Raw genomic sequence first — 21,159 nt, 5'->3', positions numbered from 1 at the left:
CAAGCGCGCTACCGGGCTGCGCCACTCCCCGACGCTGCGCGCGCCTTAGACAGGCTTTGACCCCGAGTCTATCCCGCAGAGGTCGCGATCAGCCGCGCATAGAAATCGATCATCCGCTTGAAGCTGTCGATCGCCATATGCTCGTTGGTGCCGTGGATCATCGCCGATTCCTTCAGGCTGAAATGCATCGGCATGAAACGATACACGTCCTGCGATACAGGCTCCATGCTGCGACTGTCGGTCCCCGCGACCACCAGCGTCGGCGTCAGCACCGCGCCGGGCGCATCGGCGCGCGCGGCGGCTGCGATCCATTTCCAGCCCTGCGAACTCGTCGACGATACACGCGACGGCTCGCGCGGCGGCTTCACCCAGGCAAGATCGACCTTTGTATCGCCCACGGCCTCTTTCGCGCGCGCCATGACGTCGGCGGAGGTGTTCCAAGGCGAAATGCGATAATTGATCAGGGCGTTCGCCGACTGCGGCAGCACATTCTCCTTGGGGCTGCCCTCGAGCATCGTCGGGGCGATCGTTGTATGGAATGCAGCCGCGGTTGTCGGCGCCGCGCCGAGCTGGCGCTTCAGGAGCGGACCGAACAGCCGCTGGTTCGCGACCGCCATCTTGGTCGTGCCACCCTTCTTTGCCGCAAGCGATTCGATCATCGAGGCACCTGGCCCGCGCACTTCGAGCGGGAACGGCTTGCCGGTAATCGCGAGGACAGCCTTCGCCAGCGTCTCGACGCCGGTCTCTGCCGGCGGCATCGAACTGTGGCCGCCCGGCGCGTTCGCCGTGACCTTCAGCGTGCCATAGCCCTTCTCCGCGATCCCGATCATGATCGCGGGACCGTCGATCACCGGCGTATCGGTCAGGACGATGCTGCCCTCGTCGAGCGTATAGATGGCCTTCACGCCCTCGGCCTTCAGCTTCGTCGCCGCGGCGATCGCGCCGGTCCCGCCCGCTTCTTCGTCATGGCCCGAGACCAGATAGATCCCGCGCCTGGGCTTGAACCCGGCTTTGGCGAGCGCATCGAGCGCCTCGAACAGCCCGACAAGCGAGCCCTTGTCGTCAACGGTGCCGCGACCCCAAACCGCCTTCTCCGCGATCGTTCCCGCGAAGGGAGGATATTTCCAGTCCCCTTCAGTGCCCGGTGTCACGGGAACCACGTCCTGATGCGCCATGACGATGATCGGCGCCAAGGCAGCCTCGCTTCCGGCCCAGTGAAAGACGAGCGTGCGATTGGGCAGGATCGTCCGGGTCATCGCGCCATGCGCGGCTGGATAGGTGGCGGCCAGCCATGCGTGCAGCTTGTCCCACTCGGCGACGTCGTTGTCCGCGGGATCCTGGTTCGACACGGTACGCAGCTGCGCCGCCTCGCTGAGATGCCGGACCGCCGCGTCGAGATCGTAAGCCGGGGCCGCCGCAAGCTTCACATCGCGGCCGTCGGCAATGTCCTTTGGCGCGAAGGTCGCCGTACGGACGGCTACCGTGCCTCCTATGACGGCAAGAACCACGGCTCCGCCCAGAATGATCGCCCTGCCCTTGCGCATGTCGCTCTCCCTTTTCCGAGCCGGCACAAGACCGCGAACGATAGCGATATGCAACCCAATTAAGCGGCGGTTCAGCGAGACAGGCAAATGTTTCGCCGACAGGAGATACTGATGCGGTTGCCCCTTGCTGCCTTTCTTGCTTTCGCCCTCCCCGTTGCGGCACACGCCCAGTTCGTGCCGCGCAGCTTGCCGCCGGGCGACAGAAACCCCGGCATTTCGGACATGGGCACGCTCCCCGGCAGCGGGCCCTTGCCGGACCGCGAGCTTCGCAAGGCCCGCGATCTGATCAACGAAGGACGCGATCGGGGCGAATTGTCGAAAGGTGAAGCGAAAGCGCTTCGCCGCGAAGCGCGCCAGATCGACGCCCTCGCCGACCGCTATGACCGCGACGGCCTGTCCGATCCCGAGCGACGCGAGCTGGAAACCCGCCTCCAGCTGCTGCGTGCCGACACGCTCGCGGGGCGCAGCCAAGGCCACGACTGACGGGAAATGGTGGGCCCGGCAGGACTCGAACCCGCAACCTAGCCGTTATGAGCGGCCAGCTCTAACCATTGAGCTACAGGCCCCCGTCTCGAAACCCGGTCGGGGATGTGCGGGCGATAGCGGAGCGAGCCGATGATTGGCAAGCGGCTTAGGCCGGGCACTTTCGTGCGGCCATCGCCAATATTCCGGCGGTGTCGATCGGCGTCACGCCGCGCAGCGCCAGATGCGCAAGCACCGCGTCCCACCAGCGATAGAAGAGGTCGAGATCGCTGTCGGTCCGTACATAGGGGGTGTTGCCCGGCTGCAGCGAGGGCGAATGGAAGGAGAAATTGAGGACCGGCAGGCGCCGCTCTATCGCGATATCGATCGCACGGCAGGCGCGCTCCGCCGGAATGCCCTCCGGCGTGAGCGCGATACGCTCGACGAGCCCGAGCCGCGCAAGCGCCGCACCCGCGTGCATGCCGTTACGGGCGATACGGTGATACACGCCCTGCCCCGACGCGCCGAGGAAGCCGCCGAAAACGGTCGTGACCGGCATTTCCAATATGGGCCCTGCCTCCGTCGACACCCACCAGGGGGAAAGCGGCGCATCGCGATAATCGGGGCCCTGCCCCTTGCGGTAATCGAATCCGGAACGAACCGAGGTGTCGCAACGGAATCCCAGTTCGGCGAGCATCGTCGCGGTGTCGGGACCGAGCCCGTAGCGCCCGGCGCGATAGACCGCCGGGGCGACACCGAAACGGCGGACGATCGCGTCGCGCAACGCCTCCATCTTGGCACGTTGCAGGGTTGGCGGCAGATTACCGGTATAACTGTTGCGTTCGTTCACGTCCTCGTCGTGCGGCGGCGTGACCCAAGGATGCAGCTGGGCCCCTACGTCGCAGCGCCCGGCCTTTTGCGCCGCCGCCAGTATATCGACTGCGCGGTCGTCCTGCACGATCGGCCAGTCGACGAGATAGATGGGCGCCACACCCGCACGCTCGAAAAAGCCTTGGCATTCGGCCAGCGCCGGAACCGAATCGAGCCGGAATCCCGTACGGGCAAACGGAGCGGACCAGTCGAAATCTTCCTCGGTGTCGATCGTCACCCAGAAGCGCGGGCTCTCCTCCACACCCAGCGCGATCAGATCGGATGGTTCCGGATATGCCTGGAAATCCCCCGCAGGCTGCACCTTGATCCCCTTTGCCAACGCCTGCCCCGACGTGGCTATTCGCTCTGCTGGATGCCGAGCTCCGTATCGGCCCTTGGGTTGGCCGAGGGAAGATGCAAGGTCAAGGCGTTATGCCCGATATCGAGGCGTCCGCCGACGCCGCGAGCGAGGCTGTCGACGAGGCGGAGCGAAAAGCCGAGGCTCAGGATCGCAGCGCCGGGCGCCTCGCCTTCGGGGCTGAAACCAGGGTCGAGCAGGTCGGCCGCGGTCGCGAACCGGATCGCAAGCGGCCGGACCACACGCAGCTGGAGCATGTCGTCATGCAGGGGCTCGACCACGAGCTGACCGACCAGCGTCGTGCCGGCCTCCGAAATGTCGACCAGCGCCGTCAACAGGCGCCCGATCATCCGCCGCGAATTCGCGTCGTTTGCCTGGGCGAGAAACGGCCCGCCGACGCGCGAAATGCTGAGGTCGATACGCTGCTCGGCCAGTATCTCGGCAAGGTCGCCCTGCACCTGTGTCATGACCGCGCCGATATCGACCACCTCGCCCGGCATCGACGCCGGCGGCGTGTCGACGGCGCGCGTTGCGGTTTCGAGATCGTCGATGATCTCCTGAATCGCGGCGGCATCCGCGACGATGGTTTCGGCCATCGCGCGATAGGTGCCGCTGACCGGGCCGAACATCTGACCCGATATGATCTGCGCGAAACCCGAAATCGCATTCAGCGGACTACGCAGCTCGTGGATCAGCTGGCGGATCGAATCGCCCGAATCGGCCGACGCAGGACGGCCATAAGGCATCTCGCTCTGCTGCGGACGCCTGCCGCTGCCGCGATAACCGCGGAACTGCCCGGTTGCCGGGTCGAACCAGGGCAATGCCGAAAAGCGCCATTCGCCCGATTCGGCGGCCGAGCCCTCGAGAATCATACGCGCGTTGATGATCTCGGCGCGCTGGCGAAAGGCGCCGGCAGCCGCACCGTCTGCGCCCGGCTCGCCGCCGAGCGCCGATTCGGCGATCGACAGCCCGATTGCCGCGCCGCGTGTGATTCCGTCGACCCAGCAGATCAGCCCGTCAGGCCCGGTTTCGAACAGGAAGCTCGTCCGCGGCGCGCGAACGGCGGGCTGGCTTCGCGACAACTGATATTTGTCGATCCGGCGAACCAATTCGCTGATCTGGCTCGGAACCGCCTCGGGCGGCGCCTCTTCGGCGATCTCCGCCACAATGGCGGCATTTTCGGGCTGCGGTAGCGCCACCGACCCCGCACCGAGGCTCTCGAGCGCACGCCGGACGCTCACCGGCAGGTCGGTACGGCCCGCGAGAATCGACCGCGCGGTTGCCGCGGTCGCCGGCAGCAGCGCCAGCCAGTCGGCTTCCGAAAGCCTCGCGCGGCGCAGCATTGCCGTCGACACGGAGGGCACATCGTTGGCGTAGAAGGCGACGAGCGGCGCGAAACGGCCATGATGCGCGATCGCTTCGGCGCAGTCGCGTCGCACTTTTTCGGGGATTTCGGGGCGCAGGACCGCAAGCGCGTGCAGCGATCGCCGAATATCTTCATCGCCCAGTTGATTGCCGCGCTGCGCCAGAATATCGGAGATCTGACGCCACGCGGCAACGCTCGCACGCCGGTCCTTCGGCGCCTGACGCAAGATAGTCGCGATCATCGAGTCAGCAGTCACGCGCGGCCCGCCCCACCCACTTTGTTGGTTAGCATATGCTTAGCGGCTAGCGTGAATCATCCGGTCATGAAAGTGGCTTCGCCCGTCACGTCACATTGTGGGACAATTGCATTCGGCTGAAATAATATTATGGTCATCGCAGTTTTGGAAAGCGGATGTTTCAATGATGGCCAGCCAGAAATTCGATCAGATCGACCTGCAGATACTCGGGGAGCTGCAAAAAAACGGGCGTATGACCAATGTCGAGCTGGCGCAAATGGTGGGACTCACCGCACCGCCGTGCCTGCGCCGGGTTCGCGCGCTTGAGGAAGCGGGAGTTATCCGTTCGTACCACGCCGATCTGGATGCCGCGAAGCTGGGCTACGGAATCACCGTTTTCGCGATGGTCAGCCTGCGGAGCCAGGCGGAATCCGATCTGAAATCGTTCGAGGATTATGTCGGAAAGCTGCCGGAAGTCCGCGAATGCTATATGCTCAACGGTGAAATCGATTTCCTGCTGAAGGTCGTCGCGCGCGACCTGCAAAGCTTCCAGTCATTTCTCACCGCGCACCTGACCTCGGCGCCGAATGTCACGAGCGTGAAAACCTCGCTGACGATTCGCACGGCAAAGCAGCTTGCAGGCATTCCCGTCGAACTCTGACCGGCTTGCACCGCGTATAAGAAAAGGGCGCCATCCGGTCCGGATGGCGCCCTTTTTTGTGCCTGAGCAGCTATCAGTTGGTCGCTGGCGCCGGAGCCGGAGCAGCTGCCGGAGCGGCAGCCGGGCTCTGGACGTTGATCGTCCACAGCTGCGCGAGTCGCGCACGATCGCCCGTCACCTTGGCAAAGCTCGCGACCGCGGCGTCCTTCTGTCCGGCAAGCGCCTGCGCCACGCCGAGGCGATACTGCGCCACCGGATCCGAAGCGGCGACGCCCTGGTAGAGCGGAATCGCCTTCGCATATTCGCCGATACCGACAAGCGCATCGGCAGTCGCACGCGCGGCCTTGGGGGTTGCCGGGGGCTTCGATGCATCCGCAAGAAGGCCGGCACGGTCCGACGCCGCACGATTCTTCTGCGCTTCGAGGATCGTCGCGAAGCGCTCGTCCTTGTCGGTGAAGACCTTCGCCGCGATTCCATGCTCGACGACGGCAACGACTTCGCCCGGATAGCCCGCTTCGGTAGCAAGCGCCGCATATTCCAGATATTCGCCGCGCTCGGTCATCGCGTTGGTGGCGCGCATCAGGCGCAGGATGTCGAGGTTCATGTCCTTGTCGCCGCCCGCCTGTTGCAGCAGGATATACAGCGTGTTGCGCCAGATCGCCGGCTGCGGGAAATCGCGGACACGCAGCGTCAGGATATCGAGCAGTTCGTTCGTGCGTTTCGCCGCCTGGAGCGCCTTGGCCGGACGAACATACAGTTCCTCGGACGGTCGCTGACCCGCGGCGCGCGAGGCCTCGATCGCTTCCTTGGCGAGCGCGACGCCCTGGTCGACCTGGTTGTTGTTGATATAGCTGTCGACGAGCAGCAGGCTCAGGCTCGGTTCCTTCGATCCGGCGGCCTTCGCCGCTTCGAGACGCTGGACGGCCTTCGCATAATCCTTGGCGCCATAGGCAAAGTTGCCCGAATAGAAATTATAGACACCGAGCATTTCCGCCGGCGCGACGCCGGTCGCAAGCACTTCGTCGAGGCCCTGCGCCTGCGCCGCGGTATCCTTGGTCAGGATGCCGAGCTGAAGACGATAGTGGCCCAGCCAGTAGCGATCGCCGGCCTCGGTCGGATTGGCAGCCTGCGCTTCGGCGATGGCGGCCTGCAGCGCGGCGGCATCCTTGGCGGTGCTCGCCTCGTACATTTTCTTGACTGCGGGACTGAAGCCCTTGCTTACGGGAACGTCGGTTCCCTTGCCGGCCTCTTCCTTCTTCGGCTTGTCCTTGGCGGCCGCCGGGGCCGCGCTCGCCATCAGGGCAACGCCGAGGATGGCAGCCATGGCCGTTGCAGGCTTCTGGCGAAAACGGGTGAACATCGAAATCTCTCCTCACAAACGGCCGCCTTGCCATGACGCAAGCGGGGGGCTCAGCCGCGGTGAATACGCGGCTAAACCCGTAGCGTTGCCATGGCAAGACGGCCGGGATCGATATTTATATGCCGGTGAGTGGCTGAACGGCGTTTGAACCCGGAAAATGGCTCAGACGAGCGTGTCGACCGCCGCATTGATCTCGCGCAGGACCGCCGGATCGCCGGGCGCACCCTCCATCGCCGCTTCGGCAAGCTGGATGAGCGGTATGATGCCAAAGGTCGCCGACAGACTCTTCAGCCGTTCGGCCGCAACGTGCCAGTTGGCATCGCAACGGGCGCGGCGCATCAGGTCGCTCAGCTCGCGCGCGCTTTCCACGAAGCTTGCGCGCAATTCCATCGCCATCGCGGGATCGTCGCCCACCGCGGCGCTGATATACCTGTCGAGAGGGCCACTATCGAACGACATTCCACAGCCTTGGCAGATCGTAGTTAAGTTTCCGTTTCATGGCGGCCATTTGATGCTAAGATGGCAGGATGACGGGGGAAAAGAAGATCGTCGGATTGTGGCGGGATTCCGCGGCAAAGACCGAAGCCGAAGGCGAAGTCCGGGCGGAAGCCGCCGCGGAGGAAAGCGTGTCGCAACCCGAAGCCGCGCCGGTCGCCGAGCGTGACTGGCTCGACACCTCGTCGCTGGCGGATACCGGTGAGCACTGGTCCGGCGACGAGCCGGATTCGGCAGGGTCCGTCTGGTGCGACAGGATCGCACCCGCCTTGCTGATCCTGCTCGCGGCAAGCTGGGCAGGTTTTGCGCTGTTCATGGCGACCGGCGGATTTGCGACTACGCCATCGCCTGCCGAATGGCCGGGCCTGCTGGCGACGATCGCCATGCCCCTCACCCTTCTTGCCGTGCTCTGGATGGTGCTCCTCCGCTCGGGCCGGTCGGAACAGGCGCGGTTCGCACGCGTTGCGAGTGCGCTGCGTCACGAGAATATGTCGCTCAACCAGTCCATGCACGCGCTGGGGCTTCATCTTGCCGACGCGCAGAAGCAGCTTTCCGAGCAGGCGAAGACGATCCAGCAACTTGGTCTCGATACCGTTTTGCGGCTGAGCGAGAGCAGCGACAAGCTGGCGACTAACGCGTCGGTCATCGCCAATGCCCATGATCAGCTGGCACGTTCGGGCGATGTCGCGATGCAGCGGATGGACGGGCTGCTCGCCGGTCTGCCGCGGATCGACGATGTGGCGCAGCGGCTGGCGGTCAATTTCCGCGAAGCCGGACTCGTCGCCCACCAGCAGGGTGCAAATCTCGAGGCGAAGCTCGCCGCGTTGAGCGAAGAGGCCGCCAAGGCCGCGCAGACCGGGGAGGCATCGGCCACCAGTCTGCATGAGGCAATCGGCATTTTGCGGCAGCAGGCCAGGGAAACCGAAGAAGGACTGATCGCAACCGCTTCGCAAGTGACCGATGCTCATGGCATCGCACTTGCGCAAATGACCCAGGCATCGGCGACCGCACGCGACGATCTGAAATCGACCGTCGCGGCGGTTACCAAGCAGATGGACGGAAGCTGGAAGCAGTTTCGCGACCGCGTCGACGACGCCGCCGGACAGCTCGAATCAAGGCTGGCGACGGCGCGCGAAGCCAGCGACGCGATGGGCCTGCAGCTTGCGGCGCACGGAGAGGCAAGCGAGGCGCTCGCGACCCGCATCACCGCGCACGTCGCAGAAGTCGGGCAACAGCTCGAGCACCTCGACGGCAGCGTGTCTGCGAGCACCGGGGTCATTGGCCGGGCGATCGAGGATACCAAGGGCCAGCTGGCCGCTTTCATGACCGAAGTGCAGAGCGGAAACGGCTCGGCGCATCAGCTGATCACGCAGGCCGAATCCCTGCTTCTCGCGCTCGACGCGGTGACGCGCGAGCTCGATGAGACGCTGCCGCACGCGCTCGACCGGATGGTGTCGCACGGCAAGACGACCCAGACGACCCTGTCGCAGCTAAAGCCGATGCTCGAGGCGTCCGAACTCGTTGCCCAGTCGACCTTGTCGCATGTGAATGCGGTCAAATCGACGCTGCAAGCCAGCGAAGACAAGATGGCCGAGCATGGCGCCAGCCAGCAGGCGCTGGTCGAGCGCATCAACGCCTCGCTGGCCGACGCCAATGCGGCGCTTGCAAAGCTGCGGGTCGGCGCCGACGATTTTGCCGAAAAGGGCGGCGCACGAATGATCGCGACGCTCGGCGAAGTTCGCAAGACCGCGGACTCGGCGGCCGAAGAAGCCCGACAGACGCTCGACAAGCTGGTTTCCGGTGCTCGCGAGGCGATGCAGGCGACCGCGACCGAAGCGATCGATGCGGCTTTCAAGACCGAGATCATGGGCCAGCTGAATGCGATCGAGGAAGCGTCGCAGCGCGCGGTCGAGGCCGCCAACGGCGCGGCCGACCGTCTGATGCGCCAGTTGATCACCATCATGGATACCAGCGCCAGCGTCGAACAGCGCGCGCTCGAAGCCGAGCAAGCCATCGCTGCATCGGATCGCGATTCGCTCGCGAAGCAGGTCGGCGTGCTCACCGAGGCGCTCAAGTCGACCGCCATCGACGTGACCAAGATCCTGTCGAGCGAGGTCAGCGACACGGCATGGGACGCGTATCTGAAGGGCGATCGCGGTGTCTTCGCGCGGCGCGCGGTCAAGCTGGTCGAGAATGGCGAGGCCAAGGAGATCCTGCGCCTCTACCAGAATGACGACCGCTTTCACGCATCGGTGAACCAGTTCATTCACGATTTCGAAGCGATGCTGCGCCTGCTCATCGGCGCTCGCGACGGATCGGCGATCAGCGTAACGCTGCTCTCGTCGGATATCGGAAAGCTCTATGTCGCGCTGGCGCAGGCGATCGACCGCCTGCGGAACTGATCAGGCGCGCCCGGCGAACACGTCCGGATCGGCCCAACCGTTCACATAGGCGACGTAATAGATCACGAAGCCGATGGTCGCGAGAATCGTCATCTGCAACAATACGCGTCCCGGGCGGAAGGTCGCCGGCGCGCCGTGATCCTGCCCCTTTACCAGCGGCGTCGCTTCATCTTCCGCGCGGCGGCCATGAAAGGGCAGCACGAAGAAGGCGCTGAACGCCCAGAAGAGCGTGTAGATTGCGAGAGCCGAGGTCCATTTCATCGGTCAGACGTCCACGAACAGCACGTCGGTGACGGGCTTCTTGCCCGTCCAGTCAGTCGCCACGCGGCGAACACCGAGACGAATCGCTTCCTTCAGCGCGTCGCGGTCGCGGGCTTTGCCGGTCGCGGCCTGCTCCGCGGCCTCATTCATTTCCTCGAGGAAAGTCTCACGGTCGTCTTCGACGGGAACGCCGCGATACTGGATCGCGCTGTCGACGAACTTGCCGTCGGACAGCACGACCGCGACCGAAATCTGGCCATGCAGCGACAGCTTGCGGCGTTCGTTGATCGTTTCGCCGTCGGCGGGGAGGATCACGTCGCCGTCGAGAATCAGACGCCCCGACCGGACGCGCTCGACAATCCGCGCCGGCCCGGGCGCCAGGCGGACGAGATCGCCATTTTCCTGCACCAGTGCGTCCGGGACGCCCTTTTCGAGCGCAAATCGCGCCTGTTCGTGCATGTGGCGGATCTCGCCATGGACCGGCAGCACCAGCTTCGGCCGCAACCAGCCGTAGAGCGCGGCCAGTTCGGGCTGCCCGGGATGGCCGCTGACGTGGATATGCGCCTGCTTCTCGGTGACCGTCAGCACATCTTTCGCGGCAAGCTGGTTCATGATCCGCCCGATCGCGACCTCATTGCCCGGGATCTGTTTCGACGAGAAGACGACCGTATCGCCCGCCTCGAGCTTGATCTGATGGACGTCGGCCGCCATGCGCGCGAGCGCCGCGCGCGGCTCGCCCTGCCCGCCGGTAGCCACGACCATCACCTTGTTGCGGGGCAGCCGCATCGCTTCGTCGAAATCGACCGTCGCCGGGAAATCCTTGAGATACCCGACCGAGCGCGCGACGCCGAGGATGCGATCCAGCGAGCGTCCTGCCACGCAAAGCGTGCGTCCGGTCGCTTTCGCCACCGCGCCCAAGGTGGCGAGACGCGCGGCGTTCGACGCAAAGGTGGTGACGACCACCCTGCCCTTCGCGGCGCCAACCGCCTGCATCAGCCCCTCACGCAACCCGCCTTCGCTGCCCGACGCTTCCGCGTTGAACGCGTTGGTCGAATCGCAGACGAGAACATCGACCCCTTCGTCACCGACCGCACTCAGCGCCGCGGCGCTCGACGGCGTACCGAGAATCGGATGATCGTCGAGCTTCCAGTCGCCGGTGTGGAAGACGCGACCGTAAGGCGTGTCGATCACCGCGGCACTCATTTCGAGGATCGAGTGCGCGAGCGGCATAAGACGGATACCGAAAGGTCCGATCCGGAAACTGTCGTCGATGTCGACGACCTTGATCTCGACCTCCTTCTCCAGCCCCTCTTCGGCGAGCTTGTGCGCGATCAGCCCCGCGGTGAAGCGGTTCGCATAGAGCGGCACGCCAAGGTCGGCGGCGAGATACGGGATCGCACCGATATGATCCTCGTGCCCGTGCGTCAGCACGATGCCGAGCAGATCCTTCTTGCGATCCTCGATGAATTCGAGGTCGGGCATGACGATCTCGATACCGGGATAATCCTGGCTGCCGAAGGTCACGCCAAGGTCGAGCATGATCCATTTGCCGTCGCAGCCATAGAGATTGGCGTTCATGCCGATCTCGCCCGATCCTCCCAATGCGAGGAAAAGCAGCTCCTTGCCCGGAGTCGTCATATCGTTGGCTTTCGTTGATTGTAGAGATGCATGAGCCCATTGAGCGTCAGATCGGGCTCGATACGATCGAAGAGCTGGGCCTGCTTGTCGAACAGGGTCGCAAGGCCCCCGGTCGCGATGACGGTAAGCGGCTTGCCGATTTCGGCCTTCATCCGCGCGATCAGGCCCTCGATCATCGCGACATAGCCCCAATAGACGCCGATCAGCATCTGGCTTTCGGTCGTGCGGCCGATGACGCTGTCGGTTGCCGGCGCCTCGATCGCGATGCGCGGAAGTTTGGCCGCGGCGGCTACAAGCGCCTCCAGCGACAGGTTGACGCCGGGCGCAATGATCCCGCCGAGATAGGCGCCGTCGGGACCGATATGATCGAGCGTCGTCGCCGTCCCGAAACTGATCACAAGCTTGTCCTTGCCGGGCTCGACCGCCTGCGCCGATATGGCGTTGACGGCACGGTCGGCGCCGACCGACTGCGGCTCGTCGACCTTGAGCGCAATGCCCCAGCTCACCGGTTCGCGCCCCGCGACGAGCGCGTCGACGCCGAAATATTTATGCGCGAGCAACTGCAGGTTGTGCAGCGCCCGGGGCACGACGGTCGATATGATCACGGCATCGACGTTGGCGCGATCATGCCCCTCGATCCGCAGGAGCTGATCGAGCCAGACCATATATTCGTCGGCGGTCCGGCGATCGTCGGTCGCAATGCGCCAGCGCGCGAGCAGGTCCTGATCGCGAAACAGCGCGAATTTGGCGTTGGTGTTGCCGACATCGATCGCGAGCAGCATCTCAGTTCCCCTCCACGGGCCGTCCGAGTTCGACGTCGCCCGCATGAACCAGCATGATCTCTCCGTTCGCACGGCGCAAGCGCAGCGCGCCATCATCGGCGAGACCGTCGAAAACACCGTCGATGCCTTTCTCGGACACGTGCAGCGGCGTGCCCGGCGGATGGCCGAACGGCAGCCAGGCACGGATCGTGCTGCCGATACCTTCCTGTCGCCAGGTCCAGACCGCATCGACCATCGCGACGCCAAGCACATCGGCGAAATGATCGCGATCGAGCCGCGCGCCCCGATCCGCCAGCGCGGCGGTCGGGCGGTCGGGAAGATCGGGCGCGGCAACCAGGTTGACGCCGATTCCGATCACGACCGAATTGCCAGCACGCTCGAGCAGGATGCCTGCGCATTTCGCGCCATCGACCAGCAGGTCGTTCGGCCATTTGAGGGTAAAGGCAAGCCCGGGCGCCAGCGCCGACACCGCCTTTGCGAGCGCCACGCCGGCAACCAGCGCCAGCGTCGCGGGCGACGGATCGCCTGCCGTCAGATGCACGACGGTCGAGCCCATGAAATTGCCCTGCCCGTCGTTCCAGCCGCGGCCAAGGCGGCCGCGACCCGCGGTCTGGCGGTTGGCGACGAGCCAATGCCCTTCGCCCACGAGCTCGCCGCTGGCGAGCCTCGCCAGCAGGTCGGCGTTGGTCGAACCGGTCTGCTGGATCCGCTCGATCGGCGGGATCAGAAGAGCACCGCCGCGGCGCTTGCCGACAGCATCGCAAGGACACCGATGAACAGATAGCCGACGACCGACAGCCACAATGCGCTCGCCGTGATCACCGCGTCCTCGACGACCGTACCGGTGCCTTTCGGAAACTCGGTTTCCGATTTGTCGTCGAAGTACATCGTCTTGATGATCGCGATATAATAATAGGCGCCGATCACCGAAGCCACGATACCCGCGACTGCCAGCGGCACCAGATGCGCGTTCACCGCAGCCTCGAACACCAGATACTTAGGCCAGAAGCCGAACAGCGGCGGGATACCGGCAAGGCTGAACAGGAAGACCGCAAGCGCCGCAGCGAGGCCCGGGCGGCGCTGCGAATAGCCGGCCAGCGCGGGAATGCTCTCGACATAATTGCCCTCGGGGTCGCGCAGCTGAAGCACGACGAGGAAAGCACCGAGCGTCGTCACCATATAGACGAGCAGATAGGTCAGCACGCTTTCGACCCCCTGCTGCGTTCCGGCGGCAAGGCCGACGAGCATGAAGCCGACGTTGTTGATCGAGGAATAGGCAAGCAGACGCTTGATATTCTTCTGCCCGATCGCGCCGACCGCACCGAGGATGATCGAGGCGAGCGCGAGGAAGATGATGATCTGCTGCCACGAACCGACTGCCGGACCCATCGCCCCGACGACGACGCGCGTCATCAACGCCATCGCGGCGACCTTCGGCGCAGTGGCGAAGAAGGCCGTCACCGGGGTCGGTGCGCCTTCATAGACGTCGGGCGTCCACATGTGGAACGGCACGGCGCTGATCTTGAACGCCAGACCGGCGATCACGAAGACGATACCGAAGATCAGGCCGATATTGAGCTCGCCGCCCATCGCGGCGGCGACCCCGGCAAAATCGGTCGTCCCGGTGAAGCCGTAAAGCAGCGAAATGCCATAGAGCAGGATGCCCGAGGCAAGCGCGCCGAGGACGAAATATTTGAGCCCGGCTTCGCTCGACCGGTCGTCGGTGCGCATGAAGCTGGCGAGCACATAGGCCGCAAGGCTGTTGAGCTCGAGCCCGACATACAGCGTCATCAGGTCGCGCGACGAGGCCATGATCCCCATGCCGAGCGCGGCGAACAGGATCAGCACCGGATATTCGGCCCGCATGCCATCCCTGAAGAAGCGCGGAGCGATCAGGATGCACATGAAGCTCGCCGCATAGATCAGCAGCTTGGCGAACCCGCCGAACGTGTCGACCGACAGCGTGCCGGAGAAAACGGTCGCCTCGGTTCCGAAGGTCGCCACCACCGCCGCTGCGGCCGCGGCGAGCGTGACCAGCGCGGCGACCTGATAGAGGCCGACCTGGCGATCGCCGGAAAAGGTCCCCAGCATCAGCGTGATCAGCCCGCCGATCGTCAGGATCAGTTCGGGCCAGATGAGAGCGAGATCGGCGGTCATTGGACGCCTCCCGCATGGCTCGATCCGTGGGCGGGAGCACCATGTCCGGCGGCAGCCGGTTTGGGCTTGCCTGCAGCGAGATGCGCGTCGCCCGCCGGCTTCGCAGGGGCAAGGCGCGCCACGACCGTCGTCACGTCGCCGCGCATCGGCGCGAGGAAGCTTTCGGGATAGACACCCATCCACAGCGCCACAGCGGCGAGCGGAGCGAGGATCGCCCATTCGCGCGGGTTGAGATCGGGCATGGCCTTCACATCGTCCTTGGTCAGTTCGCCGAACACGACGCGGCGGTAGAGATAGAGCATGTATGCAGCGCCGAGAATGATGCCGGTGGTGCAGACGAAGGCGACCGTGCTCGACGCTTCGTAAATGCCGGCAAGGCTCAGGAACTCGCCCACGAAACCGCTGGTCCCGGGCAGGCCGATCGACGCCATGGTGAACAGCATGAAGAACAGCGCATAGGCCGGCATGTTCACGGCAAGCCCGCCGTAACGGTCGATCTCGCGCGTGTGGAGCCGATCGTAGATCACGCCGACGCAGAAGAAGAGCGCGGCCGAGACGACGCCATGGCTGAGCATGATGATCAGCGCACCCTCGATCCCCTGCTGGTTCAGCGCATAGAGGCCCGCGGTAACGATCGCCATGTGCGCGACCGAGGAATAGGCGATCAGCTTTTTCATGTCGCTTTGCACCAGCGCGACGAGGCTGGTGTAGACCACCGCGATCATCGACAGCGCAAATACGACCCACATGAACTGCGCCGATGCCTCGGGGAACATGGGCATCATGAAACGGATGAAACCGTACGAACCCATCTTCAGCAGCACGCCGGCAAGGATCATCGAACCCGCGGTCGGCGCCTGCACGTGCGCGTCGGGAAGCCAGGTGTGAACGGGCCACATCGGCATCTTGACCGCCAGGCTGGCAAAGAAGGCAAGCCACAGCCACGTCTGCATTTCCGGCGGGAAATTATAGACGAGCAGCGTCGGGATGTCGGTCGTGCCGGCTTCCTGGATCATCGCGATCATCGCGATCAGCATCAGCACCGAGCCGAGCAGCGTATAGAGGAAGAATTTGAACGCCGCATAGATGCGGTTCGCGCCGCCCCAGATGCCGATGATGAAATACATCGGGATCAGGCCGGCCTCGAAGAACACATAGAACAGCAGCAGATCCTGCGCCGCAAAGACGCCGATCATGACGACTTCCATGATCAGGAACATCGCCATGTACAGCCCGACGCGCTTCGTGATCGCTTCCCAGCTCGCGAGGATACAGAGCGGCATCAGGAAAACGCTGAGCATGATCAGCATCAGCGCCATGCCGTCGACACCGAGGGCATAGTTGAAGCGGCCGAACAGCCCCTCATGCAGTTCCTGGAACTGCCACTGCGCACCCCCGATATCGAACCGCGCCCACATCACGATGCCGAGCACGAAGTTCACGAGCGTCGCACCGAGGGCGATGAAGCGTGCGCCCCGGTCGCCGGCGAAGACACAGGCGATGGCGGCGGCCGCGGGGACCGCCAGCATCAGCGAAAGGATGGGAAGACCGCTCACAGGAACTTCACCATGGCCCAGCTGGCGAGGCCGACAAGACCCAGCAGCATCACGAACGCATATCCATAAACATAACCCGATTGCAGCCGGACCGCGAGACGGGTCCCTCCAGCGACGAGCGCCGCAGCGCCATCGGGACCGAAGCGGTCGATGGTGCCTTCATCCCCGCGCTTCCAGAAGAAGCGGCCGATCGCGAAGGCCGGCTTCACGAAGAGGAAGTTGTAGAGCTCGTCGAAATACCATTTGTTGTACAGGAACTGGTGGAGCAGCCTGAACTGCGCCACGAACCGCGCCGGCAGCGTCGTGTTGCGGATATAGCTGTTCCACGCGAGGAACAGGCCGAATGCCATGACCGTGAACGGCATCCACTTGACCCACAGCGGCACCTCGTGCGCGGCGTGCATCAGGTGTTCGTCGAACGCGAGGCTGCCCTTCCAGAACGCCATGCCCTCTTCGGGGTAGATGAACTGGTGGTGGAAAGCGAAGCCGGCGAAGACCGCGCCGATCGACAGCACGATCAGCGGAATGAGCATCGACAGCGGGCTTTCGTGCGGATGATAGCCCGCAGTGCCATCGCCATGCGCATCATGGTGGTGATCGTGCGCATGATCGTCATGGCCGTGGCCATGGTCGTCGTGCACCGCGTGCTGGATATGCTCGCTCTGGTCCCAGCGCGCCTTGCCATAGAAAGTCAGGAAGACGAGGCGCCACGAATAGAAGCTGGTAAGGAAGGCAACGAAGATGCCGACCCAGAATGCGATGACACCGCCGCCGCCGCTTGCAAAGGCCGCCTCGAGGATGCCGTCCTTCGAATAGAAGCCGGCAAAACCCGCGACGCCTGCGATGCCGACGCCGGTGATCGCCAGCGTGCCGAGCATCATTGCCCAATAGGTGAGCGGGATCTGCTTACGCAGCGCGCCGTAATAGCGCATGTCCTGTTCGTGGTGCATCGCGTGGATGACCGAACCGGCACCGAGGAACAGCAGCGCCTTGAAGAAGGCGTGCGTGAAGAGGTGGAACATCGCCGCGCCATAGGCGCCGGCCCCTGCCGCAAAGAACATGTAACCGAGCTGCGAACAGGTCGAATAGGCGATGACGCGCTTGATGTCCCACTGCGTCGTCGCGACGGTCGCCGCGAAGAAGCAGGTCGCGGCGCCGACGAACATCACGACACCCTGCGCCACCGGCGCGGTCTCGAACATCGGCGACAGGCGGCACACCATGAAGACGCCCGCGGTCACCATCGTTGCGGCGTGGATCAGCGCCGACACGGGGGTCGGGCCTTCCATCGCGTCGGGAAGCCAGGTGTGCAGACCGAGCTGCGCCGACTTGCCCATCGCGCCGATGAACAGCAGCAGGCAGAGGATCGTCATCGTATCGAAGCGCGTACCCATGAAGGTGATCGTGCTGCCCGCCATTCCCGGCGCGGCGGCCAGAATTTCGGGGATCGAAACGGTACCGAACACCAGAAAGGTACCGAAGATGCCGAGCATGAAGCCAAGGTCGCCGACGCGGTTGACGACGAACGCCTTGATCGCTGCGGCATTGGCACTCGGCTTCTTGTACCAGAAACCGATGAGCAGATAGGATGCGAGGCCGACGCCTTCCCAGCCGAAGAACATCTGGACCAGATTGTTCGCGGTCACGAGCATCAGCATCGCGAAGGTGAAGAGCGACAGATAGGCGAAGAAGCGCGGCTGGTCCGGATCCTCGTCCATATAGCCCCAGCTGTAGAGGTGGACGAGCGCCGACACCGTCGTGATCACGACGAGCATGACGGCGGTCAGCGTATCGACGCGCAGCTCCCAGTTGAACTGGAGCGCGCCCGACGAGACCCAGTGCAGCACCGGCGTCACCGTCGCTTCGCCGCTGCCCGCGACGAACGACAGGAAGATCGGCCAGCTGAGCGCACAGCTCAGGAACAGCGCGCCGGTGGTCACGATCTTCGCCGGCACCTTGCCGATGAAGCGCTGGCCGAGGCCTGCAACGAGCGCCGCGAGGAGCGGCAGGAAAACGATCGCCTGGATCACCGGCTTACCCCTTCATCCGGTTGGCATCGTCGACGGCAATCGTGCCGCGGCCGCGGAAATAGATAACGAGAATGGCAAGACCGATCGCGGCTTCGCCCGCAGCAACGGTCAGCACGAACATCGAGAAGACCTGCCCGACAAGGTCGTTCAGCGCCGCGCTGAACGCGACAAGGTTGATGTTCACCGCCAGCAGGATGAGCTCGATCGCCATCAGGATGACGATGATATTCTTGCGGTTGATGAAGATGCCGAGCACGCCGAGCGTGAAAAGAACCGCCGAAACGGCGAGATAATGGCCGACCGAAATCACAGTTCCATCCCCTGCCCGACGCCCGGATCGACCAGGCGCGTCGCGTCCTCGGGACGGCGCTGGTTCTGCTTCGAAATATTCTGGATGCGCACACCGCCGCGCTGGCGATGCGTCAGCACGATCGCGCCGATCATCGCGACGAGGAGGACGATGCCCGCTGCCTCGAACAGGAAGATATAGCGCGTGTAGAGCAGCTCGCCGATCTGCTGGATATTGCTGGTGTCGGTCGCTGCAGGCGCAGCGCGCGCCGCGAGATTGACCCCGCCCGCGCTCCACGCGCCGATTGCGAAGATCAACTCTGCCGCAAGGATAATCGCGACCAGCGCACCAAGCGGCATATAGCGCACGAAGCCGGCACGCAGCTCGGCGAAATCGATGTTGAGCATCATCACGACGAACAGGAACAGCACCGCGACCGCGCCGACATAGACGATGACGAGCAGCATCGCGATGAATTCGGCGCCAGCGAGCAGCATCAGTCCCGCCGCGTTGAAGAAGGCGAGGATCAGCCACATGACGCTGTGGACCGGGTTGCGCGCGAAAATCACCATCGCCGCCGAGGCGATGACGATGGTCGCAAAAAGATAGAAGGCGATGAGCTGGATCATGTGCGCGCGCCCTTATCGCCAGGGCGCGTCGGCGGCAAGATTCGCCGCGATCGCGCGTTCCCATTTATCGCCATTGGCGAGCAGCTTGGCCTTGTCATAGAGCAGTTCCTCGCGCGTTTCGGTCGCGAATTCGAAGTTCGGGCCCTCGACGATCGCATCGACCGGGCAGGCTTCCTGACAGAAGCCGCAATAGATGCACTTCGTCATGTCGATGTCGTAGCGCGTCGTGCGGCGCGAGCCGTCGTCGCGCGGTTCTGCCTCGATCGTGATCGCCTGCGCCGGACACACCGCTTCGCACAGCTTGCACGCGATGCAGCGTTCCTCGCCGTTCGGATAGCGACGCAGCGCATGCTCACCGCGGAAACGCGGGCTGAGCGGGTTCTTCTCGAAGGGATAGTTGATCGTCGCCTTCGGCTTGAAGAAGTATTTCAAGGTCAGCCAATGCGCCTTGACGAACTCCCACAGCGTGAAGCTTTTGATGAGATGGGCGACGTTCATTTCCGAACACCTGTCTTGAGATTTGAAATCCGGCAAAGACCTGCGGCCAGGTCGCTCCCCACACCCGGAGGAACGGCACTATTCCTGACCTGAATGGACAAGTTCACCGGATCGGGAAAATTGCCGACGACGGTAACGCTGGTAAAGTCCTTCCCGCCCTCGCGATGGCTGTTCCGATATTCCGGCAGGAACTCCACGAGCTCATACATCGGCACACCGTCGAAGCTTCCCCGCTGCCGGGGCACGGGAGATGATTTTCCGGCAAAATGATCCTGAAACGAGCCTTCTTCGGCAAACTTCAGATCGAACATCCTGTCGGCTTCCTGCCCGCTGACGACGAGGCGGCCGTGCCTTGTCGCGCCGTTGGCGTCGACAAGGTGACAGGAGGCTTCATACTCCGGATAGGCCTCGGGGCTCCAGGGCGGCGGCGGCGGCACCACGTCCAGCAATAGAGCGGCTGCCGATGTGGCAAGGGCGAAACTCATGCCGCGTACCTCGTCAGCATCAGCCAGCCGGATACCAGGAAGACCCAGAAGAGCGAGAGCGGCAGGAAGATTTTCCAGCCCAGCCGCATCAGCTGGTCATAGCGGTAGCGCGGGACCGTCGCCTTCACCCAGCTGAAGACGAAGAAGAAGAACAGGATCTTCGCGAACAGCCAGACGATGCCCGGGACGACATAGAGCGGCGCCCAGTCGATCGGCGGCAGCCAGCCGCCCCAGAAGAGCACCGCGTTGAGCGTGCACATCAGGAGGACGTTGGCATATTCGCCGAGCCAGAAGAGCGCGAAGCTCATCGACGAATATTCGGTCTGATACCCCGCGACGAGTTCGCTTTCGGCCTCGGTCAGGTCGAACGGCGCGCGCGCGGTTTCGGCGAGCGCCGAGATCAGGAACATAATCGCGAGCGGGAACATGATCGGATAGAAGCCGAAGCCCTGGAACAGGCCCAGCGCCGCGCCGTCGCCGCCCTGCGCCTTGACGATATCGTTCATGTTGAAGCTGTCGGCGAAGAGCACGACGCCGATCAGGATGAACCCGATCGAGACTTCATAGGAAATCATCTGGGCCGACGCGCGCATCGCCGAAAAGAAGGGATATTTCGAGTTCGAAGCCCAGCCCGACAGGATAACCCCGTACACGCCAAGCGACGAAATCGCGAGGATGTAGAGCAATCCGACGTTGATGTCGGCAAGCACCGCGCCCGAATTGAACGGGATCACCGCCCACGCCATCAGCGCGACGGTGAAGGTGATGATCGGCGCGATCAGGAACAGCCCGCGGTTGGCCGATGTCGGGATGATCGTTTCCTGCAGGAACACCTTCAGGCCGTCGGCAAAGCTCTGGAGCAGGCCGAAGGGACCGACGACGTTCGGACCGCGGCGCAGCGCGATCGCCGCCCAGATCTTGCGATCGGCATAGATGATCATCGCGACCGCCAGCATCAGCGGCAGCGCTATCAGCAGGATGCCGCAAATCGTCGCGACGCCCCAAGCCCAGTTAGGGTCCATGCCCCAAGAGATGAAAGTCTCGGTCATTCGCGGCCCTTATCCTTCACCCGGGTAGCCAG

At 64.0% G+C, this 21,159-nt stretch carries 20 protein-coding genes and 1 tRNA gene; 3 read left to right on the top strand and 18 right to left on the bottom strand.

The annotated features are described in order from the left end of the window. Positions 1–68 precede the first annotated feature (68 nt). Positions 69–1,544 carry a M20 family peptidase gene (locus L7H23_RS01015; RefSeq protein WP_237837505.1) on the bottom strand — a complete coding sequence of 492 codons (1,476 nt, stop codon included), beginning with the start codon at positions 1,542–1,544 and terminating at the stop codon, positions 69–71. A gap of 111 nt (positions 1,545–1,655) precedes the next feature. Between L7H23_RS01015 and L7H23_RS01010 the strand changes: the two genes are divergently transcribed. Beyond that, a complete protein-coding gene (locus tag L7H23_RS01010; RefSeq protein ID WP_237837504.1) occupies positions 1,656–2,027 on the top strand; it encodes a hypothetical protein in 372 nt (123 codons plus the stop codon). A 7-nt stretch (positions 2,028–2,034) separates the two neighbouring features. Here L7H23_RS01010 and L7H23_RS01005 read toward each other — a convergent pair. The 3 genes from L7H23_RS01005 to L7H23_RS00995 all read right to left on the bottom strand — a co-directional run bounded on the left by L7H23_RS01005 (position 2,035) and on the right by L7H23_RS00995 (position 4,856). Beyond that, positions 2,035–2,110 (bottom strand) — tRNA-Ile (locus L7H23_RS01005). 65 nt (positions 2,111–2,175) lie between these two features. Continuing rightward, a complete protein-coding gene (locus L7H23_RS01000; protein WP_237837503.1) occupies positions 2,176–3,216 on the bottom strand; it encodes a polysaccharide deacetylase family protein in 1,041 nt (346 codons plus the stop codon). Between the two features lie 17 nt (positions 3,217–3,233). Then, on the bottom strand, positions 3,234–4,856 hold the full coding sequence (locus L7H23_RS00995; protein WP_237837502.1) for a histidine kinase dimerization/phospho-acceptor domain-containing protein: 1,623 nt from the start codon (positions 4,854–4,856) through the stop codon (positions 3,234–3,236). A gap of 166 nt (positions 4,857–5,022) precedes the next feature. Between L7H23_RS00995 and L7H23_RS00990 the strand changes: the two genes are divergently transcribed. Continuing rightward, positions 5,023–5,496: an Lrp/AsnC family transcriptional regulator gene (locus L7H23_RS00990; protein WP_237839305.1), complete on the top strand. Its 474-nt coding sequence runs from the start codon at positions 5,023–5,025 to the stop codon at positions 5,494–5,496. A 73-nt stretch (positions 5,497–5,569) separates the two neighbouring features. Here L7H23_RS00990 and L7H23_RS00985 read toward each other — a convergent pair whose 3' ends face one another. Then, on the bottom strand, positions 5,570–6,856 hold the full coding sequence (locus L7H23_RS00985) for a tetratricopeptide repeat protein (RefSeq protein WP_237837501.1): 1,287 nt from the start codon (positions 6,854–6,856) through the stop codon (positions 5,570–5,572). A gap of 162 nt (positions 6,857–7,018) precedes the next feature. Beyond that, complete coding sequence (locus tag L7H23_RS00980) at positions 7,019–7,315, bottom strand: Hpt domain-containing protein (RefSeq protein ID WP_237837500.1); 297 nt, start codon at positions 7,313–7,315, stop codon at positions 7,019–7,021. A gap of 68 nt (positions 7,316–7,383) precedes the next feature. Between L7H23_RS00980 and L7H23_RS00975 the strand changes: the two genes are divergently transcribed. Then, positions 7,384–9,753: a hypothetical protein gene (locus tag L7H23_RS00975; RefSeq protein WP_237837499.1), complete on the top strand. Its 2,370-nt coding sequence runs from the start codon at positions 7,384–7,386 to the stop codon at positions 9,751–9,753. On the opposite strand, the gene L7H23_RS00970 is transcribed toward L7H23_RS00975, so the two are convergent. The 12 genes from L7H23_RS00970 to nuoH are packed head-to-tail and all read right to left on the bottom strand — an operon-like array spanning position 9,754 to position 21,127. Beyond that, a complete protein-coding gene (locus tag L7H23_RS00970; protein ID WP_237837498.1) occupies positions 9,754–10,014 on the bottom strand; it encodes a DUF1467 family protein in 261 nt (86 codons plus the stop codon). It abuts the gene before it with no gap. Between the two features lie 3 nt (positions 10,015–10,017). Continuing rightward, positions 10,018–11,652 carry a ribonuclease J gene (locus tag L7H23_RS00965; protein ID WP_237837497.1) on the bottom strand — a complete coding sequence of 545 codons (1,635 nt, stop codon included), beginning with the start codon at positions 11,650–11,652 and terminating at the stop codon, positions 10,018–10,020. Further along, the gene (locus L7H23_RS00960; protein WP_237837496.1) at positions 11,649–12,434 is read right to left on the bottom strand and encodes a type III pantothenate kinase; all 786 of its coding nucleotides are present in this window, start codon (positions 12,432–12,434) and stop codon (positions 11,649–11,651) included. Before L7H23_RS00960 ends, L7H23_RS00965 begins: the two co-directional genes overlap by 4 nt. 1 nt (position 12,435) lies before the next feature. Next, positions 12,436–13,236, bottom strand: a complete 801-nt coding sequence (locus L7H23_RS00955; protein WP_237837495.1) for a biotin--[acetyl-CoA-carboxylase] ligase — start codon at positions 13,234–13,236, stop codon at positions 12,436–12,438. Beyond that, complete coding sequence (gene nuoN / locus L7H23_RS00950; protein WP_237837494.1) at positions 13,158–14,591, bottom strand: NADH-quinone oxidoreductase subunit NuoN; 1,434 nt, start codon at positions 14,589–14,591, stop codon at positions 13,158–13,160. Before nuoN ends, L7H23_RS00955 begins: the two co-directional genes overlap by 79 nt. Further along, positions 14,588–16,147: an NADH-quinone oxidoreductase subunit M gene (locus L7H23_RS00945; protein ID WP_237837493.1), complete on the bottom strand. Its 1,560-nt coding sequence runs from the start codon at positions 16,145–16,147 to the stop codon at positions 14,588–14,590. The genes nuoN and L7H23_RS00945 overlap by 4 nt, the downstream gene beginning before the upstream one ends. Next, entirely contained in the window at positions 16,144–18,177 is a 2,034-nt protein-coding gene (gene nuoL / locus L7H23_RS00940) for an NADH-quinone oxidoreductase subunit L (protein ID WP_237837492.1), read from the bottom strand. The genes L7H23_RS00945 and nuoL overlap by 4 nt, the downstream gene beginning before the upstream one ends. A 4-nt stretch (positions 18,178–18,181) precedes the next feature. After that, positions 18,182–18,487 (bottom strand): NADH-quinone oxidoreductase subunit NuoK, encoded by a 306-nt coding sequence (nuoK, locus tag L7H23_RS00935; RefSeq protein WP_058456728.1) that lies wholly within the window; start codon positions 18,485–18,487, stop codon positions 18,182–18,184. Then, on the bottom strand, positions 18,484–19,095 hold the full coding sequence (locus tag L7H23_RS00930; RefSeq protein WP_237837491.1) for an NADH-quinone oxidoreductase subunit J: 612 nt from the start codon (positions 19,093–19,095) through the stop codon (positions 18,484–18,486). Before L7H23_RS00930 ends, nuoK begins: the two co-directional genes overlap by 4 nt. 12 nt (positions 19,096–19,107) lie before the next feature. Next, positions 19,108–19,593, bottom strand: a complete 486-nt coding sequence (nuoI, locus tag L7H23_RS00925) for an NADH-quinone oxidoreductase subunit NuoI (protein WP_237837490.1) — start codon at positions 19,591–19,593, stop codon at positions 19,108–19,110. Beyond that, positions 19,590–20,078 (bottom strand): hypothetical protein, encoded by a 489-nt coding sequence (locus L7H23_RS00920; protein ID WP_237837489.1) that lies wholly within the window; start codon positions 20,076–20,078, stop codon positions 19,590–19,592. The genes nuoI and L7H23_RS00920 overlap by 4 nt, the downstream gene beginning before the upstream one ends. Beyond that, positions 20,075–21,127, bottom strand: a complete 1,053-nt coding sequence (gene nuoH, locus L7H23_RS00915; protein WP_237837488.1) for an NADH-quinone oxidoreductase subunit NuoH — start codon at positions 21,125–21,127, stop codon at positions 20,075–20,077. Before nuoH ends, L7H23_RS00920 begins: the two co-directional genes overlap by 4 nt. Positions 21,128–21,159: the final 32 nt, after the last annotated feature.

It is taken from the genome of Sphingopyxis sp. BSN-002 (assembly GCF_022024275.1).
Lineage (GTDB): Bacteria > Pseudomonadota > Alphaproteobacteria > Sphingomonadales > Sphingomonadaceae > Sphingopyxis.
This window is presented reverse-complemented; position numbering and strand designations above follow the sequence as displayed.

What these genes read in the sequence shown, in the direction of transcription:
- L7H23_RS00960 (WP_237837496.1), bottom strand. Translation starts at nt 12,434, where the DNA reads ATGCTGCTCGCGATCGATGTCGGCAACACCAACGCCAAATTCGCGCTG.
- L7H23_RS00930 (WP_237837491.1), bottom strand. Translation starts at nt 19,095, where the DNA reads ATGATCCAGCTCATCGCCTTCTATCTTTTTGCGACCATCGTCATCGCC.
- L7H23_RS00970 (WP_237837498.1), bottom strand. Translation starts at nt 10,014, where the DNA reads ATGAAATGGACCTCGGCTCTCGCAATCTACACGCTCTTCTGGGCGTTC.
- nuoI (WP_237837490.1), bottom strand. Translation starts at nt 19,593, where the DNA reads ATGAACGTCGCCCATCTCATCAAAAGCTTCACGCTGTGGGAGTTCGTC.
- nuoH (WP_237837488.1), bottom strand. Translation starts at nt 21,127, where the DNA reads ATGACCGAGACTTTCATCTCTTGGGGCATGGACCCTAACTGGGCTTGG.
- L7H23_RS00990 (WP_237839305.1), top strand. Translation starts at nt 5,023, where the DNA reads ATGGCCAGCCAGAAATTCGATCAGATCGACCTGCAGATACTCGGGGAG.
- L7H23_RS01015 (WP_237837505.1), bottom strand. Translation starts at nt 1,544, where the DNA reads ATGCGCAAGGGCAGGGCGATCATTCTGGGCGGAGCCGTGGTTCTTGCC.
- L7H23_RS00980 (WP_237837500.1), bottom strand. Translation starts at nt 7,315, where the DNA reads ATGTCGTTCGATAGTGGCCCTCTCGACAGGTATATCAGCGCCGCGGTG.
- L7H23_RS00985 (WP_237837501.1), bottom strand. Translation starts at nt 6,856, where the DNA reads ATGTTCACCCGTTTTCGCCAGAAGCCTGCAACGGCCATGGCTGCCATC.
- L7H23_RS00965 (WP_237837497.1), bottom strand. Translation starts at nt 11,652, where the DNA reads ATGACGACTCCGGGCAAGGAGCTGCTTTTCCTCGCATTGGGAGGATCG.
- nuoN (WP_237837494.1), bottom strand. Translation starts at nt 14,591, where the DNA reads ATGACCGCCGATCTCGCTCTCATCTGGCCCGAACTGATCCTGACGATC.
- L7H23_RS01010 (WP_237837504.1), top strand. Translation starts at nt 1,656, where the DNA reads ATGCGGTTGCCCCTTGCTGCCTTTCTTGCTTTCGCCCTCCCCGTTGCG.
- L7H23_RS00975 (WP_237837499.1), top strand. Translation starts at nt 7,384, where the DNA reads ATGACGGGGGAAAAGAAGATCGTCGGATTGTGGCGGGATTCCGCGGCA.
- L7H23_RS00920 (WP_237837489.1), bottom strand. Translation starts at nt 20,078, where the DNA reads ATGAGTTTCGCCCTTGCCACATCGGCAGCCGCTCTATTGCTGGACGTG.